The organism is Geotalea uraniireducens Rf4, assembly GCF_000016745.1.
Classification (GTDB): domain Bacteria; phylum Desulfobacterota; class Desulfuromonadia; order Geobacterales; family Geobacteraceae; genus Geotalea; species Geotalea uraniireducens.
On the sequence record NC_009483.1, the window covers coordinates 936573 to 953504 of the forward strand.

At 51.0% G+C, this 16932-nt stretch carries 15 protein-coding genes; 2 read left to right on the plus strand and 13 right to left on the minus strand.

All coding sequences use genetic code 11. The annotated features are described in order from the left end of the window. Positions 1–48 precede the first annotated feature (48 nt). Together GURA_RS03985 and GURA_RS03990 are read right to left on the minus strand one after the other, a co-directional pair. Positions 49–660, minus strand: coding sequence for a GyrI-like domain-containing protein (locus GURA_RS03985; protein WP_011937715.1), 612 nt, complete (start codon positions 658–660; stop codon positions 49–51). 256 nt (positions 661–916) lie between these two features. Next, complete coding sequence (locus tag GURA_RS03990; protein WP_198134518.1) at positions 917–1747, minus strand: AraC family transcriptional regulator; 831 nt, start codon at positions 1745–1747, stop codon at positions 917–919. A 120-nt stretch (positions 1748–1867) separates the two neighbouring features. Between GURA_RS03990 and GURA_RS03995 the strand changes: the two genes are divergently transcribed. Beyond that, the gene (locus GURA_RS03995; protein WP_011937717.1) at positions 1868–2671 is read left to right on the plus strand and encodes a class I SAM-dependent methyltransferase; all 804 of its coding nucleotides are present in this window, start codon (positions 1868–1870) and stop codon (positions 2669–2671) included. Positions 2672–2990: 319 nt separating this feature from the next. Then, a complete protein-coding gene (locus tag GURA_RS04000; protein WP_011937718.1) occupies positions 2991–3302 on the plus strand; it encodes a helix-turn-helix domain-containing protein in 312 nt (103 codons plus the stop codon). A gap of 191 nt (positions 3303–3493) precedes the next feature. Here GURA_RS04000 and GURA_RS04005 read toward each other — a convergent pair whose 3' ends face one another. The 11 genes from GURA_RS04005 to GURA_RS24535 form a co-directional block, all read right to left on the minus strand. Next, on the minus strand, positions 3494–3742 hold the full coding sequence (locus tag GURA_RS04005) for a BrnA antitoxin family protein (protein WP_011937719.1): 249 nt from the start codon (positions 3740–3742) through the stop codon (positions 3494–3496). Then, positions 3732–3998 (minus strand): BrnT family toxin, encoded by a 267-nt coding sequence (locus GURA_RS04010; protein WP_011937720.1) that lies wholly within the window; start codon positions 3996–3998, stop codon positions 3732–3734. Before GURA_RS04010 ends, GURA_RS04005 begins: the two co-directional genes overlap by 11 nt. Before the next feature lie 35 nt (positions 3999–4033). Continuing rightward, a complete protein-coding gene (locus tag GURA_RS04015) occupies positions 4034–5320 on the minus strand; it encodes an MFS transporter (protein ID WP_198134519.1) in 1287 nt (428 codons plus the stop codon). Positions 5321–5561: 241 nt separating this feature from the next. Next, on the minus strand, positions 5562–6680 hold the full coding sequence (gene rsgA, locus GURA_RS04020) for a ribosome small subunit-dependent GTPase A (RefSeq protein WP_232279006.1): 1119 nt from the start codon (positions 6678–6680) through the stop codon (positions 5562–5564). A 71-nt stretch (positions 6681–6751) separates the two neighbouring features. Then, complete coding sequence (locus tag GURA_RS04025; RefSeq protein WP_011937723.1) at positions 6752–7363, minus strand: Maf family protein; 612 nt, start codon at positions 7361–7363, stop codon at positions 6752–6754. Positions 7364–7451: 88 nt separating this feature from the next. Further along, on the minus strand, positions 7452–8885 hold the full coding sequence (locus tag GURA_RS04030) for a hypothetical protein (RefSeq protein ID WP_011937724.1): 1434 nt from the start codon (positions 8883–8885) through the stop codon (positions 7452–7454). Positions 8886–9007: 122 nt separating this feature from the next. Continuing rightward, entirely contained in the window at positions 9008–9952 is a 945-nt protein-coding gene (locus GURA_RS04035) for an REP-associated tyrosine transposase (protein ID WP_011937725.1), read from the minus strand. Positions 9953–10321: 369 nt separating this feature from the next. After that, positions 10322–11572, minus strand: coding sequence for a radical SAM protein (locus GURA_RS04040; protein ID WP_198134520.1), 1251 nt, complete (start codon positions 11570–11572; stop codon positions 10322–10324). 154 nt (positions 11573–11726) lie between these two features. Beyond that, entirely contained in the window at positions 11727–12020 is a 294-nt protein-coding gene (locus GURA_RS04045) for a hypothetical protein (protein WP_041245265.1), read from the minus strand. A gap of 226 nt (positions 12021–12246) precedes the next feature. Further along, positions 12247–12816, minus strand: a complete 570-nt coding sequence (locus GURA_RS04050; protein ID WP_011937728.1) for a hypothetical protein — start codon at positions 12814–12816, stop codon at positions 12247–12249. Positions 12817–13075: 259 nt separating this feature from the next. Beyond that, entirely contained in the window at positions 13076–16498 is a 3423-nt protein-coding gene (locus tag GURA_RS24535) for an Ig-like domain-containing protein (RefSeq protein ID WP_011937729.1), read from the minus strand. Between the last annotated feature and the right edge of the window lie 434 nt (positions 16499–16932).

Genomic DNA, 16932 nt, shown 5'->3' on the forward strand with positions numbered 1-16932 from the left:
GGCGGCAGCTAAAGCCGCAGGGCGCAATCAGCGTCGAGTTTGTTGTTATCATGACATTGGTTGTCTGACAATAATTTTCCACTTTTCCGGTGCTACTCGTCTTAAATCGCTTAAATATATTTCGTGGTGTTTACCAACCCTGCGACTGCCGTTGTTTTCTATGAACAAATGCACATTCTCAATGGTTGGCCCTTCCTCTGAGAAGTGTCCAATATGCATTGTTTGCGCGGCCTTTCCCTCCTTGAAAGATTCAAACCTTACCAACGGCAGGGAAACAGGCTTTTTCTTCCTTGCCACTTCTTCCATTGCTTCTTTAACCATTTCTCGCGTAATGAACTCCGGTTGCATAATCATCAATGTCCATTTCCAGACATCCTTGTTTCCTGTACTGAATGCGGACATGTCATCAGCCCACCAAAGAGCTTCGAGTGGCAATACAGCATAGTCGACACCCATCTCTCCTTTTTTGACCATGAACTTCAGCGTGTAGGAAACCGGATAGAGAGCTTCGATCGCATCACTGAATGATTGCGAGGTGTTTGGATCTCCCTCACCATCAACCATGAGGAAGTTCATTTCCGGGACATCGACGCGGACAATTTCCTTGGCCGAAGGCTGATATAGGTGTTTTAACGTTTTCTTTAAGTCCATCTTCTCCATGGAATCCTCCTTATGATGGTCAACGAGTAAGAATTCTGCATCTGGGGCGCATACGGATTGCTATCCTTGCTGAACCCTGATAAACAGGATAAGTGCGTTAACGAAGTTATTTCCTGCCAGAAAAGCGCAGAAAATAATTTCTAACTCACTAATGACAGCATTGTAGCACCTGAACGGAGGGTGCGCTATTCCGTGCTTGCTATTATTGCGTCTCAAATTACTCAATTTTACTCAACCACCGCACCTTGTGGTCTTTTCAATTCGTTATTGACCGGTTCACGCGCGCATAACGCCGCGGCGATACTCCCAGCTCCTTGCGGAACATCTCGATGAAGGCGCTCAGGCTCTGGTACCCCAGATCGAAGGCGATGCCCGTCACCTGCTCCCCCCGGTCCAGCCGGTCCAGCGCTTTGTGCAGCAAGAGGCGCTTGCGCCACCCCCCAAAGGTCAGTCCGGTCTCGCTGACGAAGAGCCGTGCCAGGGTGCGGCTACTGGCCCCGGCAATCTTCCCCCAGGCATCGAGACCGCGATTGTCGCCGGGGCTCTTCAGCAGAGCGTCAATCACCCGCATCACCCTCTCGTCCCGCGCCATCGGCAGGCGCAGCGGCGTCGCTTCGGCAATGCGCAACTCATCCAGCAGCACCTGCATCACCCGCCACTCTGCCCCATCCGGCGCGTAGCTATTGCCGATCTGCACCGCTCTCAAAATCAGTTCGCGCAGAAGCGGTGCAACCTTCAGCACTGTGCACTGCAGCGGCAGACCGGTTACTGCCGAGGGATCGACAAACAGGCTGCGCAAGGCGGTATCGCCGGGGAAATAGACCTCGTGCTCCTGATTGGGCGGTACCCAGACCGCCTGAGAGGGGGGGACCACCCAGACGTCCCGGCTGCAGATAACCCGCATCATCCCGCTGCTGGCGTAGATCAGTTGCCCCCGCGGATGGACATGGACCGCCGCACTCCCGATCTCCCGCGCCTGCATCTTCAGGGGGCTCACCTCAATTGCCAGCGAGATGACCGGCAGCTTTGCATCCAGCAGAAAGCCCTGCTCCACCGGCGGCAATCTTGTCAGTTTTGCGATATTCATTGGCATACTATAGTAAGACAGCCAGATGAAAGTCAACTATACTGTTCATATCCACACGAAAAGGAGCACGCATATGATCCGTACCCATAAACAAGAGATCGTTGACCAAGAGGCACAGCCATGAGCGATTTTTCCACCATTGCCTCCTTCTACAGAGAGAAGTCCCTGGTTCAGGCCAATGCGGGCAAACAGCTTATCGAACTACTGGAGATCGCGCCCGATACCGATATTCTCGATGTCGGCTGCGGCACCGGCAACCTGACGGCAGAGCTGCGCGAGATTACCTCCGGCCGCGTGGTCGCCATCGACCCGGCCGAGGGGATGATCCGGCAGGCCCAAGCCCTTTATGGCAGCCAGGATATCGATTTCCGCATGGCCGACGGCGATGCGCTGCCGTTCGACAACGAATTCGACCTGATCTTTTGCAGCTCGGTCTTCCAGTGGTTCCGGGAGCCGGCCGCCACCCTGGCGAACTTCGCGAAGGCGCTCCGTCCGGGAGGGAAGGTCGGGATACAGGCCCCGGCCACCAGCCGATTCTGCCCGAACTTCCTCGCAGCCATCGCACGCTGCCGCCGGGCGCCACGGCTCGCCACCCTGTTTGCCGGATTCCGCTCTCCTTGGTTCTTCCGCGATTCGATCCACGAATACCGGACGCTGTTCGAGCAGGCCGGTTTCATCGTCACCCACTGTCGCATCGACGAGACGCACCAGCGCTATACCGTGGACAAAGCCATCGACATCTTCAACTCCGGCGCGGCCGCAGGTTTTCTCAATCAGTCGTACTATGCGGAGCCGCTACCGGCAGATTTCATTGAGCTGGTTTTGGAAGAGGTGAGGGCATCGTTCGAGGAACAGGCCGACGCTTCAGGGGAGATCGACCTGGTCTTTTACCGGCTTTTTGCGGTGATGCGGAACGTGGTGTGATGGTTCAGGGAAAGAGCTACGGAGCGGCATAAACCGGGCCGTTTGAAACCTTGCTGGAGTGGGATTTCATGGCGAAGGGAGAAGAGGCTTTGAAAAGAAAATTTTGAGCTATTTTTTTCTTATCCCATTTTGCAACATTGCAAGCCTGACCCGAGATTTCGAGATTTTTCCCTATATTTGCAGGTTGACTTTGTACGTCACTGCCGTATAATCGGTGCATGGTAACTTTTGTCGAATCGCCGCTGTTTACGAAGCAGGTTCATGATTACCTGACCGACGACGAGGACGATTCTCAAAACCCTCAAAGAGGAGATGGAACATGCGACTCAGTGAAAAAGAACTGCTCGAACGCGATGCAAAACGTAACATCGGCGAGGAACTTCTCCAGGCTGTGCGGGACATAAAAGCTGGCAGGGTCGGGCGTGTTTCCACCATAGATGTTTCTCCCCTTGCGGCGGCCCGTCTCAAGATCGGCCTTTCTCAGAGCGAGTTCGCTCATTTGCTGGGAGTGTCTCTCCGAACCCTCCAGGAGTGGGAGCAAGGCCGTCGCACGCCATCAGGCGCCGCGAAATCCCTCATCACCATTGCCATCAAGAAACCGGAAGTTCTAAAAGAACTGCTCGCCGCCTGAGGTTTCGAAAGCCATATTGTCCCTGTTGAGCCAACCTATTTATCCTCCTGCAAGCTGCGGGAGTTGACCAGACTGTTTTTCGGACCGGTCCAACTTCTTGGTTTGAACCTCGAATTTTACTTTTGTCTCGTGTCAAGGGCAGACCCCTTATAGCGCTGACCACTTATGGCGCTTCATTTTCGGAGTAGAATTCAGGCAGCACGCCCCATCTCTTCACGGATAACCTTGCGCAGGGTCTCTTCAAGATTGCCTGAATCCTTCGAGAGGTACTCTCGCAAAGCATCATTAATCAATGTCTGATACCCTTTGCCTGCCGCATCTGCACGAACACGGAACTCCTCGAGAATGGCGTCGTCAAGATAAATGGTAATCCGTGTCTTACCGGTTTGCGGCACAACAGCGCCACGCTTTGCTTTGGAAAAATCGTATTCAGCTTTCATAGTACTCCCTTTCTTTTGCGGTTGCCGGACGGGCCGAAATCATACGGATTTCTTCACCGCGGTATGAGAAGATGACAACAAGAAGCCTTCCTGTGGCATCCAAACCAATTGATATGAATCTCTGCTCTCCTTCCGCGTCCCTGTCTTCGCGCGTCAGGGCCATCGGGTCAAACAACACGGTTTCGGCATCGGAAAACCTGATCCCATGTTTGCGATAGTTGGTTGCAGCCTTGTTCGGGTCAAAGGTGATTTTCATGGCCTACCTAATTGTATGTATTTTATATGCATATGTCAAGGGTTGCCCCCACTGCCTCTCTGCACTTCTGACGCCGTCGCGGGCGTCGCATGGTGCTCGCTGCGGAAATGAAAATACGCCAAGGCCAGCGATGCGGCTTGAAGCAGGGCGCAAAAATAGAACGGCGCGCCGATGCGCCAATCGCCGCGCTGCAAATGGGAAACCGTCGCAAGCAGCGGCGTGCTGAACAAGGGGGCCACTACCGCCATCAGGCTGTTCAGGGAGTTGACCGCCCCCAACGCCTGCCCCTGGCTTTGGGAGTCGGCGGCGCTGGAAATTATGCTTTGCAGCGACGCAGTAACCGTATAGCTAAGCAGATTCAGGAAGATTACTGCGTACATCATCCAGCCCTGGTTGGCTATGCCCCACAATATGTAGGCGATCGACGACGACGCCAGTCCGGCAACCACAAGGCGTCGCGGACTAAAGCGTTTCAGCAGCCGTCCGAGCAGAAAACCCTGCACGACCAACGACATGATGCCGACCGCTGCGAGCGACCAGCCGTTTTCACGCGGTCCCCAGCCGAACTTGAAGGTCGTGTACAACACCCAACTGGTGAACAGCACGAATTGGGCAAGTCCGCTCAACGCAACCACGGCGACCAATCGGCCGACACCGCTCAGCCGGGTCAGCGCGCGTAGCGACACGAGCGGGTTTGCCATCCGCCAGTGGAATGGGCGCCGGCGCTCGGCAGGGAGCGACTCGGGTAACACAAAATAGCCGTAGAGCCAGTTAATCATTGCAAAGGCGCCGGCGACGAAAAACGGGAGCTGTATGGTGATTGCGCCCAGCAGCCCGCCCATCACCGGCCCGACGATGAAGCCAACGCCGAACATCGCGCCCAACATGCCGAAACGCCTGGCACGCTCTTCGGGAACGGTGATATCCGCCACATACGCGTTAGCCACGGCCGCATTGGCCTGCATCGCACCGCCCACCAGCCGCACCGCAATCAGCATCCACAACGCCGTGGAGAGCCCTGTTGCGAAAAAATTGAGGCCGAGTCCGCAAAAACCGAGCAAGAGCAACGGGCGGCGACCGTAAGCGTCGGACAGCGCACCGAGGATCGGCGAAGCGAAAAAATTCGCGATTCCGAACGCGAACACCACGACGCCATACCAGAACGCCTGATTTGCTTGTGAGTCGGTGAAACTTCCGACCAACGACGGCAACACGGGAATGATCAAACCGATAGACACCATGTCGATCAGCACGGTCAACATGATGAAAGGCATGGCCGCTGTGCGGTCGCGACGGGGCGAAAATAATTTGAAATTAATCACGCTTAAATACTCGATCCTTTAGTTCGAAAAAAACTACGTCTCCGGCCGTCAAACCTGGAACTGCCCGGATGTCGCCTTTCTTTGTCGCTTCTGCCCAATTCGGCTTCGCAAATGACCTGCACGATTCCGTGTCAGATCAATTTGTTGGTTCAATCGTATCCTTCTCTTCAGGTTCCAAGAGTTGGAATATTCTTTTGCTTGTAAATGTGAATATGTGAAGGGCGTCCCCTATGCATCTATCTTATTTACGTGTGATTCCCAGATCTTTCTTGGCAGACTTGATGTAGCGACCAAATGCCTTATCCTTTTTTCGCTTTTCAAGATACGACAGATCATGAAACTCTGATTCACTCCTGAGTTTGATAAAGTTCTGATAGTGTGCCCGATGGAGACTTCCTTCCTCAATTGCACTCAAAACAGCACAACCTGGTTCGTTAGAGTGAGAGCAATCACTATATTTGCATTTCGATGCTAACGCATAGATATCAGCAAAGCTGTCGCCCATTCCTTCCTCAGCTCCTAAAATGCCAAATTCACGCATTCCTGGGTTATCTATCAACATTGCACCATTATCCAATATTATGAGTTCGCGACGCACCGTCGTATGTCGTCCCTCGCCTGTACCACTTACCACCTTGGTTTCAAGTATATGACGGCCAATCAACTGGTTGATCAATGTACTCTTGCCAACCCCTGATGAACCTAAAAGACAGTAGGTTTTTCCGGGCTGTAGAATTTCACGTACATTATTAACACCTTCGCCGGTGACGTTACTAAGCGCGATTACCTCCGTATTTATTCCAGCACTTCTAATTTTTTCTATTAGTTGTTGGAGAGTTTCAGGACTGACCAGGTCAGTTTTTGTAAGTAAAACGACAGGATGTACATGCCCATTTCTAACCATTACCAAGTAACGCTCAAGCCTGTTAACATTGAAGTCGAAATGACAGGCCTGGACTATTAAGGCTACGTCAATATTCGAGGCAATCATCTGGTATTCAATGATATCTCCTGCAGCCTTACGACGAAGAACCGACTTTCTAGGAATGACGTCATGAATTATTCCATACATGTCAGAGGTGCTGTATTGAATGCATACCCAGTCTCCAACACATGGAAGATCAATTGATTGCTCGGTCATATATAGAAAACGGCCGGCAAGCTTTGCGCGAAATTCACCAGACTCATCTATTACAAGAAGTTGATCACGATCCACAGCAACAACACGTGCAAGACGGTGTTCTGCCGAGCCCTTTTCATGTGCCTTTGCATCAAACCATTCATCCCATCCAAATTGATTTAGTTGTTCAGAAGCAGAGCTCATTTGACATACCTCAAAATGTACAGATTTTTTTCTCATTACTTTCACGCCAACGGCTCACGGCGTGACCTGCGCGGCGCTGTTTGCCGCGTCAGAGTCTACGCCGCGGGTTATGCAATTTTATAAATTATAGGGATAGCTATACCGTAAGCAACTGTAAGTACCCCAAGCGCTTCGGCTTTAACTCCACCAACAATTGCCGCTTTTAAATTAGTGTTAATTTCATTTATATCAGTTTTGATTGTGTTTATCTTTATACTTATTCTATCTTCAGAAGTCCTAATATCCCTTTTAAGTTCGTCTCTTGTTTTGTCGATTTTGTCATGAATTCTATTTACTTCTTGCAAGAGAAATTCAACTTTTTCTTCAGTATTTTTATGGCCAGGAATCAGTCTTGCGTCGTATATCCCGCTGGCACTGAGAAGGGAATCAACTTGGAGGTTCACAGATTTTTGCTTGGCAATTAGGGGAAACCTCTTCAACCAATCAAATATTGAATTTTTGATACTAGTTTTGGATACAATTCCAAGGTTACTATTGATCACCCAAATAATAATTAGGCCACCAATAATTTGAAATGCTGCACTAAAATTTGAATTTATTATCTGATTGTGAGATTGAAATATTCGTAGTGAGAAGAGGTGCACTGATACAAAAACTGGGAAGAGATGAAGAGGCCATGGTTCAATTGACCATTTATATAATCTTTTAATTACCTTCATTTCTCCCCTCTTTTGCGATAACGTGTCGTGGCGTGACCTGCGCGGCGGTGTTTGCCGCGTCAGTGTCTACGCCGGTGTTGGCAGCAGTCTATTTCCCGGATTTCGCTGTTGCCAAGACACCTACCAAAGATTTTGTCAGAGTCCGTTTTTCGGCACATTCGGATATTTTGTCGTATCCATATTTGGTCATCAGGGCGAAAGGAGCGGCGGTTGCAAGAAATGGTGCAAGGGCTGGAAATAAACCAACTCCTGTAGCTGCGATTGCCATCACAGCAGTTTGGCCGTGAATTCGTCTATATTTTTCCTTTATGTCTCTTTGCTGCTTCTCATGCTCTGCAATTGCAATGGTAATCTCATGGCAGACCTCTGCTGCAACCTTATCTATATCTGTAAGAACCGATTCATGTAATCTGCCAACGGCATCTTGTAGCCGTTTTCGAAAGCCGACGTTCTCGTTGTCTTCTCTCAGTCGTATTAATGTATCAATTGATATATCGCCCAGCCAATCAAGTCTCTGAGAGGCGAGAGCTTCAATCAAGGCATTGGTTCTGGGGTTTATTAGACCAGTCTTTTCGAGTCGGGCATTGTTGGCGGTAGCAACTATCTTGTAATAGTGTGCGTGTTGATCGAGGCACATAAGCGGATGACAACCAAGTTCTTCCGCGTTTTCTAACAGATGATATTGTGGGGTAAGGCGTTCACAGATCCCGTTAAAGACACGTTGATGCTCCGGGATTCGTGCAAATATATCCAGCCACTCTTTTGATCGCCACGTCTCCATCTCCACTTGGTATCGCTGCAATGCATCCACAAGAGGCTCATCAACAGGCCCTCCTGGCGCGACAAAAAGATGATTTCTGTCTACGGTTGATAGAAATTTCTCGGGGTTTCGGTTTGCATAATCGAGAACCTCTTCAAGAGTTTCAAGTTTCTCATCAAGGGAGGCAGAGAACACACAACCAATAAGATGTGAAATCCCATCCTTTGTGTACTCATCTTTATCCTCTAAGATCTTTTCCATGCTCGGGAAAACGAGGACGGCGGGGTTCTGGAAGTTAGCGTCTATGAGTGGTTTTATATGCAGGAGAGCATGAACGTTCTGAATTAAAGAGACGTGACGGAATTTTTCTTCCGTTCTTTCACGCTCAAGCCAAGGCATTACGGGGTCAGGAACGAAAACCGTGTCGCTATACAGGATACTTGTCGAGACAGAGTTCAATTGGCTTCCGAGGAATCGGCTGCCACCACCAAGAACTAATTTCATACCGCCAAGCTGCTTTGCTAGGCGGAATGCTTCACCAGCATTCTTTCCATACAGTTGACGGAGTTGCTCTTCTAACCAAACGAAAGCATCCCAACTCCTTGGCGCAATTTGCTGGGCACGGGAACGAATTGTATCGGCGAAGTTGTCAATAGTACTGAAAGCAGTTGCTGTACTGCCGGTAGCCCTGATAAAGAACTCGTCAAGGATGGAAAAGAACGTTCGCTCATATTCTGTGATTAGTTTTATTGGGTCTTGCATTTCCTTCCTCGATTCATGACAACTCCCTTATTCACCGGTTCAACACGCGCGCATGAACCGGTGATCTACCCAAACGGAACATTTAATCTGTGAACATGAACAAAATAGACTAAGGGTCAGGTCTACATTCTACACTTTTCAAACTTTCCCTTTATCTTCTCGACCTTTCTTCCCAGCACCTCATCCGTCTCCATTTTCCTGACAAGCCTTCTGCTCGCTTCACTTATCGCCGTATCTCGTACGTTGAAGCGATCTCCTATTTCCTGAAGTCTCATTCCGCTGTATTTATGGCAAAGATAGATGCACACCTGCCTCGCTAGCTTTTCGTTGCCATGCAATGCCGCTATTGCTTCCTTCATGATTTCTTCCGGCGATGGCCTGTTGGCAAAATGCTTCAGCGCCGGAATATTCGCGTCTTCCTTTTCCCGGATATGCGCCGTTGATATTTCATCTATAAAGTCGGCGCTCCCCAATATCGATCCACCGAAGATTTTGCTCAAAGGGCTTTCGTATTCTTTGCCGATCATATTTTCAACAAAGGTCCTGTACTTTTTCCGAGCGTCCGCTTCTTTCTTTGCAAAGCATCCTAGGATAAAACCGGTTCTCAGCCATGCTGGCGGTTTGCTTTGCCCAATGAAGCTTTGGTAGCTGGACCATTGGTAGTGCTCTGGCCTTTCGACGATTCCGGCTTTGACCGGGTTCAGGTGTATGTAGCGGGAAAGCTCCGCCAGGTATTCATCGGCCTCGACAAGGATCGCCTTGTATCTACCCTGGAACAGATGACCCGACCTCTTTCTTTTGACGTTGAAGTAGGTCGTGTATGCCCCGTTTATGTGTCGCATTATCTGCGATAGGTTACCGGATGGTGTTTCCAGCAACAGATGGTAATGGTTGCTCATCAAACAATAGGCGTGAACTACCGCCCCGTACCGCTCCGTTGCCGATGCAAGATATTCAAGAAACTTCTCCCGATCCCTCCGGCTTTTGAATATGTCCTTCTTTTCATTCCCACGCGACGTGACATGATAAAACGCTCCCGGATACTCGATGCGTAAAGGTCGTGCCATTGCTCTCTCCTTTGAGCGATTGAGTGTAACGTATGGAGTTGCCCTCTATCATATCAAAGAATTCTGGTTTTGTGTAGAATGTAGACTTGACCCTTATTGCCCTGTGTGACCCTTATTGCCCTGTGTTCTTAAAAGCTCCTTTTTACCAGAAAAAACGTGGCTCTAAGGCCATAATCAGGGCCTATGTTGGCCAATAGATGCTATATTTCAGTTGGTTAACTTGGTCCGACCCCATGGAGACCCCATGATCAAACCGATAGACACCATGTCGATCAGCACGGTCAACATGATGAAAGGCATGGCCGCTGTGCGGTCGCGACGGGGCGAAAATAATTTGAAATTAATCACGCTTAAATACTCTGTATACTGCTAATCAACTGATAAATGTCCCATCTCGGGATTTTCAGGATTGTTGCCAATACTCGCAAGGCAAATTCCAGCGCAAATCGAGCTGAAGGAGCAGCGGCATCGCTTGGCCTCGCGAATGGCAACAAATTCCGGTCTATGCCATAGATCCAGAATGCTTGACTCCCTGATACTTCCCGCGACAGTGTCGATAACCGCACATGGTTTGACCTCTCCGTGAGAGCTGACGTACATAAGGCTGCGACCAGCCGCACAGCCGTAGAAAGCTGCGTCTGGCGGCACTTTTGTGTATGGAGGAGTGCCTCCAGCTTCTATTACGAGTTCTCCCTTGAACTTCTCATGCAGCGCATTAACGACTGTCCCTATCTTAGAGCGGCTTCGCTCGCTCAATTGCGGCAAGGATGCTCCCTTTCCCTTAGGAGTCAGCAAAAGAAAACGGATACTATCCACTTCGAGATCCCTAGCCAGACGAGCGGCGGTTTCCATTCCAGCAGCATTATCATGTGTAACGGTGTATGAAATGGTTACCCTTCGTGCGGAATGCGCCTTCAAATATCTGATACTCTGAATGCTTTGCTCAAAAGATCCCTGTCGGCCGACGATGTTGTCGTGAATGACGGCGTTTGTACCATGCAGACTGACTTGGATAGAATCGAATACTGCTGCCATACGGGCCGCCAGCTTCTCGTCCACCAGCCACCCATTTGTTCCTACGGAAATGGAGCGAATGCCGGAGAGTCTTGCGACGAGTGCCAGCTCGATAAGCTCAGGGTGGCAAGTAGGCTCGCCACCCATAAATGTAATTGTAGATACCCCGATTCGACCTGCCTGCTCCAGGAATGAGATAAGTTCTTCCAGGTTTAGTTCGTCAGGACCGGGCGATTCCGTCGTTACTCGTGAGCAGTGGCTGCATGCAAGATTGCACGCCGAAGTCAAGTCCAGTTCTATTTTCGTCGGGACCATGGAGAACCAGCTGAGTTCCCCATTTCGGTAAATGGTCCGGTATTGCTCCCCCTCGTTGAACACCATGAGTACAGCATTATCCTTGCGCACATAACCTATAATTCCTTGCGCGTAATACTGCTCCAACTCACGCATATCAGCTTCCGTCCTGCAGATCACGCAGGCAGGATTGCCGTGAATCGACTGGATCAGATCCAGGGAATCCAGCAGGTACACACCTTTTGGGCTCTCCAGGCGCCATCCTTCATGCATGCTACAGGCATAAAAGGTGTTCTGAAGATACAAGGGCATTGCCGTGCTCGGTAGAGTCGTCCGTTCAATGCTTGCTGTGATGTGTGGTAACCGACACGGGACGAACTGCTCTGAGGTGAATCGAATCATTTGAGCCCTCATGGTTCAACATCGGGAAATATTACGCGAATTGTAAAAGACGTGCATTCATTCCCTACTTGGTGAGCTTGATCCCTTTTTTCTCGAAGAACTTCCGAATCGGTTCCTTATTGCTCTCGATAAACTGCTGCAAAACATCCGGGCGGTGCTGGATCATCTCGTCGATCTCTCGATAATCATGATGAGTTGGTTCACACTCGCAGCATCCATAATCGCCTGCGTCACACCCCTTGACAGGCGGTTTCAAGTGACCGAGAAGGCTCTGCTCAAATCTTTGTATTTCCTCTCGTATAGCCGCTGCAAGTTCGTTTTTTGTTACGCCTGTTGAGGATAGTCTTTTCCCTGTCATAATTTCCTCCTTTGATTGATGTTTCTGCGTCCATGATTGTGAAATGCTTGCCACCTTCTGTGTTCAACGGGCACCTAAGCCCTTGATACGAGACAAACTGCTGCTCTTAGTCACTTGTTTTACTGAAATGGCCTGTGTCAAGGTCTGACCCCTCAGCCTCCTTCAAAGACAGGTTCTTAAAGGCAAATGTTATGGGCGTCCCCCTTGTTATCCCTCTCCGACTGCGTCAATCATCCTGTTCGATGTGTGCTTCACGCCGTTTTTTGAGGTATTGCGGGTACCAGGTGCTGACAAACATAGCCGAGACAAGGAGGCTGTACGAGATGGTCTCGTACGCCCAGCTGGGCATGGCTGGCTTGATGCTCCGCTGCCATGCCAGGAATGCGTTGATGGAGAATACCACAGCCCAAATCGTTGTGAGGAGGTAATTCGTGCGTAGAAATGACGGCTGTTCCCACAGGGAAGGGTCTGTGTGTTCACGTGCGTATTCCAGGGTGAAAGGGCGCTTCAGAGCAATGCCCGCCCAGACACTTACTGCGAGGGCGCCATTGGCCAGAACGCCCATGTGCCGCACAGCCCACATGTCGTTCAGGAACACCACTGCCACAATGGCGTAAAAAAAGAACAGGATGCTCGCCCACATAATAGCGCCCCGATGCAGCCTTTTGACCGCCATGACAACGCTCAGAACCGCTGCCACGATTATTCCCAGCTTGAGACGAAACATGGAGCCGTGTGCAATGATCAGAAAAAATATCCAGGGCGCGAAACAAAAAAGCATCTTGAAAAAAGACATGATTATTTCCTCTTTGAATGGCATTCATAAGGGGTCTACCATGCGGTTCATTCAGAAAAACGATTCAAAATCGTCAGGGCATTCATAAGGGGTCAAGCCTTAAAGAGGGAAATATATGAAAATATTTTGACAGATTTAAAATTCCCTTTTCAATGCCTGACCCCATTCATTCTGACTGCCTAATTTGCTACGGAAGAACCTAAGGGGGCAGCCCTTGGTGCGCCGGTAGGCGGCGGGTCCCCCCCCAGGCGCAACGTCACTAGAAATTCCCTAGAATGGTACCTGACTCTCCTACGACTACAAAATGGCCACTCCCATCATATGAGACCCCGTTCAAGTTGTTCGTGGTATAGGAGGCTCTCTTCGTCCAAGTGACACCATCGGGCGAAGTCAAAAGGTATCCTGAATCCCCAACCACAACGAACTGGCCACCTCCATAGGATACGCCGGACAGTTTGCTGGTAGTCCCGGATGTGCGGCTTGTCCAGAGAATGCCATCATTCGAGGTCAGCACGGTGCCAGCTTCGCCGACGGCGACATACTGGCCACCACCATAGGTTGCCCCATACAGTGAGTAGATAGTACCGGAAGCCCTGTTGGTCCAGGCCACGCCATCTGGTGATGTCAAAATGGAACCGCTTGCACCCACCGCAACAAACTGACCGCCACCATAGGTGACACGAACCAGGTTCTGTGTCGTCCCCGAAGCGCTGAGCGTCCAGGAAACGCCGTCGGGGGAGGTGAGGATCGCTCCTGCTGCACCGACCAAAACAAACTGGCCGCCTCCATAGGCGACGCCACTAGAGGAAGTCGCAGTAGTATGACCCGTCCATGTTACGGAATCAGGCGAAGTCAAGATAGAAGCCCAGGTCACCCCGAGATATATTCCGTTTCCATAGGCGATGTCGGTCACGGGACTGCCCGAACTGCTATTGCGATCTGTCCAGGTGACACCATCGGGCGAGGTCATTATGACACCCTTACCTCCAGACCACCCGACTGTCACGAATTCGCTGCCGGTGAACATCACGCCGGATAGCTTGTTTGTTGTGCCGGAGGTGGACGCCCAGGTAGTGCCATTGGAGGATATAAGGACCGTTCCAGCGTCGCCGGTCGCCACTGACTGGCCGTTCACATTGTTCACGCCATTCAGGTTTTTCTGCGTGCCGGAGAAGTAATTGGTCCAGGTGATACCGTCAGGAGAGGTCTGGATCGCGCCGCTTAGACCCACGGCAATGAACTGGGCGCCATCGTAGGTCACTGCGATGAAGCTCGGCTTGAAAGACATGCCTACCGAAGGCACCCAGGCCGCCGACTGTGTTGCCCAGTCGACGCCATTCAGGGAAGTCAGCACCGTCCCTGCATTTCCTACCGCGACAAATCGCCCACCTCCGTAGGTTACGCCGTTCAGGTTGATGGTCGTTCCCGAGGACCGGCTCGTCCACGTGACACTGTCGGCAGAAGTCAGGATGAGGCCGGAATTCCCGGAGACAACATACTGGTTACTGCCGTAGGTGATGTCGCGCAAATGCGTGGCTGTGCCGGAGGAACGGCCGGTCCAGACGATACCGTCGGCGGACGTCAGGATCGTGCCGGAGTTACCGACCACTACAAACTGACCGCCGGTATAGATCGTTCCCGTCAAGTTGGCCGTGGTTCCAGAGGCTCTAATCTGCCAGGTTGCACCGTCACTGGAGGTCAGAATGACGCCCGAATCGCCGACTGCGACAAACTGGCCACCGCCATAAACCACACGAGTCAAATTGGCTGAAGTCCCGGAGTTTTGAATGCTCCAGTTGCTGCCGCTATCTGAAGTGGCGATAACTCCCGCAGTACCTACCGCAACAAATTTGCCCGCGCCGTAGGCGACGTTGTCCAGGTTGTTACCGCCGGTCCTTGGGCTGAGCCAGTACCAGTTACTGACATTTATCGCCGATCCTCCAGTTGTGCCACCAGTGCCGCCGGTGTAGCCTCCGGAGTAACCGCTGCTACCGCCAGTACCGCCAGTACCGCCAGTACCGCCAGTGCCGCCGGAATTGCTGGAACCGCCACTGCCGGAAAAGACGGTTTCATCACTATGGTAGAAGCTACGGTAGAGTTGCCAGCTGGCACCATCCGACTGGCTCCAGGCTATGGCTGTATCCCCGGTTCCATCCATGGCTACGTCGTAATTGACATAGTTCAGCTGGTCATTACTCACTGCCAGGAGGTTTTTATCGGTCCAGGAGCCGTTAAGGTACTGCATTGTATATACCTGCCAGTCTGCACCATTGGCCTGGTTCCAAAGGAGAATCCCATTGCCGCTGTGATCCATTTTTATCAGGGGGCGGTTGGCCGAGGTCGCAGCAGAGCTGACTTGTCTGGGTGAATTCCATGTGCCTGCTCGCGATTCGACAATGACTATCTGCCACAGGTTATTAACCTTCTGTTGCCACGCTACGACGGCATTGCCGCGACTATCCATGGCAACACGGGGATAATCAGTTTCCGCACCGCCGGAATCGAGCAGAGCCGGACCGGTCCACGCACCATTGCGGTATTCGTTTCTGTAGGCGTGACGCTGGATGCCATCCTGCTGCCCCCACACGATGATAGCCTCGTTATTGCTGTCAAACGATAGCTGGAAATACGAATCCGGGTCCTGGCCTGCTATACTGACTATTTGCGGAGTACTCCAAAGTCCGTTTAAGCGTTGCCTGCTGAACAACTTGACGTGAGTATAATAATGATCATTGTACTGCCAGGCTATTACCTGGTTCCCTTTTGAGTTCAGCGCCACCTTAGGGGAATTACAGCTACCCCCAGCTGAGACCGCCACCGGATTGCTCCATGCACCGTCAGCATACTCCTTTGCGTAGATATTATCCTGTGACCATACTATAACGGCCCTGCCTTCGTCATTCATCGCGATTGACGGCGATAGGGATCCCGGAGAAAAGGACACGCCGGAAGCTGTAATCACTTGGGGCTGGCTCCAGAGCCCGTTCCGGTACTCCATCATTACTACTCCAGTTCCCCAATCCTCCCAGACCAGAACTGCATTGCCGTTGTTATCCATGGCAACCTTAGGCGAATAAACGTTAGAAGCGTTCCCGCTGACGACCCTAGGCTCGGTCCAGGTTCCATCAGCCAGTTGACTCATGACAATTTCATAATGGCTATTGGTGCTGTTATATCTCCACCACGCGACGATGGCGTTGCCGTGCTTATCCATGGCTGTCACGGCACTATTTGCCTTGCCGAAGTTTTCTGTACTGTCCCACTGACTGGTTTTAGTTGTAAAGCCAGTGGTGTATTCTCCGGGCAGTGTGCCGCCGTAAATGCTTTTTATGGTGGCGGCGACTTTAACCGTGTATCTTCTGCCGGCGGAAAGCTTATTTTTCAGCTTCAAGGTGGCAGTATTGCCGTTTACTACAACCGTATCAGCTTCGACTGGGAAGCCTTGGTCATCCTTTACAGCAATTGCACCAGCAGTAACCGTATTAGCATCCAGGTTTGCGTCAAAGGAAACTGTTATGTCGCCGGTCCTGGTTACCTCAGTAGCTCCGTCTACTGGGGTGACACTTGCTACCTTCAGCTCGACAGGCACAGGCGTAGAGGCGGTTCCGCTGGAACCGCCGCCACAGCCAAATAAAGAAATCGCCAGAGATATCAGTAGTAAAAAATCCAGTCGTTTTTTCATTGTGCCCTCGGTACTAAATCGCGATTAGATAATAAAGAAATAATTCAGACGCATCAAAAACTTCACTATTCATTTTCGGTGGCAACAACCGGGACGCCCATGAACATCGCTTACATCCGCTCAACCAACCCTCATAAGCTTTCTTGGCACTCAGTGAGGTCTCAGGCTTGGCCACGCTCTGCATCGAGAATCGTACCAGCAGTTGATTGAACCGGTAAGGACAAAAGAGTCAATGCAAATGCAGGTTTTAGTAAATGGCTTATTATTTTGTTTCCCATCCAACGGGTCGGCAGTTGACCCGCTTGCCCGGCCTTTTCGGGCGGGCGGTGTCCAACTGTCTTGTTGGCAATCCTCTTCTCGTTGCGCCTCTTTAAATGGAAAATGGAGATTGACCCTCCATTCCAGACCAAGTCGTATTAATCCTTACTGGTTAT

What these genes read in the sequence shown, in the direction of transcription:
- GURA_RS04025 (WP_011937723.1), bottom strand. Translation starts at nt 7,363, where the DNA reads ATGAAGGTAATTAAAAGATTATATAAATGGTCAATTGAACCATGGCCT.
- GURA_RS03990 (WP_198134518.1), bottom strand. Translation starts at nt 1,747, where the DNA reads ATGAATATCGCAAAACTGACAAGATTGCCGCCGGTGGAGCAGGGCTTT.
- GURA_RS03985 (WP_011937715.1), bottom strand. Translation starts at nt 660, where the DNA reads ATGGAGAAGATGGACTTAAAGAAAACGTTAAAACACCTATATCAGCCT.
- GURA_RS24535 (WP_011937729.1), bottom strand. Translation starts at nt 16,498, where the DNA reads ATGAAAAAACGACTGGATTTTTTACTACTGATATCTCTGGCGATTTCT.
- GURA_RS04030 (WP_011937724.1), bottom strand. Translation starts at nt 8,885, where the DNA reads ATGCAAGACCCAATAAAACTAATCACAGAATATGAGCGAACGTTCTTT.
- GURA_RS04050 (WP_011937728.1), bottom strand. Translation starts at nt 12,816, where the DNA reads ATGTCTTTTTTCAAGATGCTTTTTTGTTTCGCGCCCTGGATATTTTTT.
- GURA_RS04035 (WP_011937725.1), bottom strand. Translation starts at nt 9,952, where the DNA reads ATGGCACGACCTTTACGCATCGAGTATCCGGGAGCGTTTTATCATGTC.
- GURA_RS04045 (WP_041245265.1), bottom strand. Translation starts at nt 12,020, where the DNA reads ATGACAGGGAAAAGACTATCCTCAACAGGCGTAACAAAAAACGAACTT.
- rsgA (WP_232279006.1), bottom strand. Translation starts at nt 6,680, where the DNA reads ATGAGAAAAAAATCTGTACATTTTGAGGTATGTCAAATGAGCTCTGCT.
- GURA_RS04010 (WP_011937720.1), bottom strand. Translation starts at nt 3,998, where the DNA reads ATGAAAATCACCTTTGACCCGAACAAGGCTGCAACCAACTATCGCAAA.
- GURA_RS03995 (WP_011937717.1), top strand. Translation starts at nt 1,868, where the DNA reads ATGAGCGATTTTTCCACCATTGCCTCCTTCTACAGAGAGAAGTCCCTG.
- GURA_RS04040 (WP_198134520.1), bottom strand. Translation starts at nt 11,572, where the DNA reads ATGCCCTTGTATCTTCAGAACACCTTTTATGCCTGTAGCATGCATGAA.
- GURA_RS04005 (WP_011937719.1), bottom strand. Translation starts at nt 3,742, where the DNA reads ATGAAAGCTGAATACGATTTTTCCAAAGCAAAGCGTGGCGCTGTTGTG.
- GURA_RS04000 (WP_011937718.1), top strand. Translation starts at nt 2,991, where the DNA reads ATGCGACTCAGTGAAAAAGAACTGCTCGAACGCGATGCAAAACGTAAC.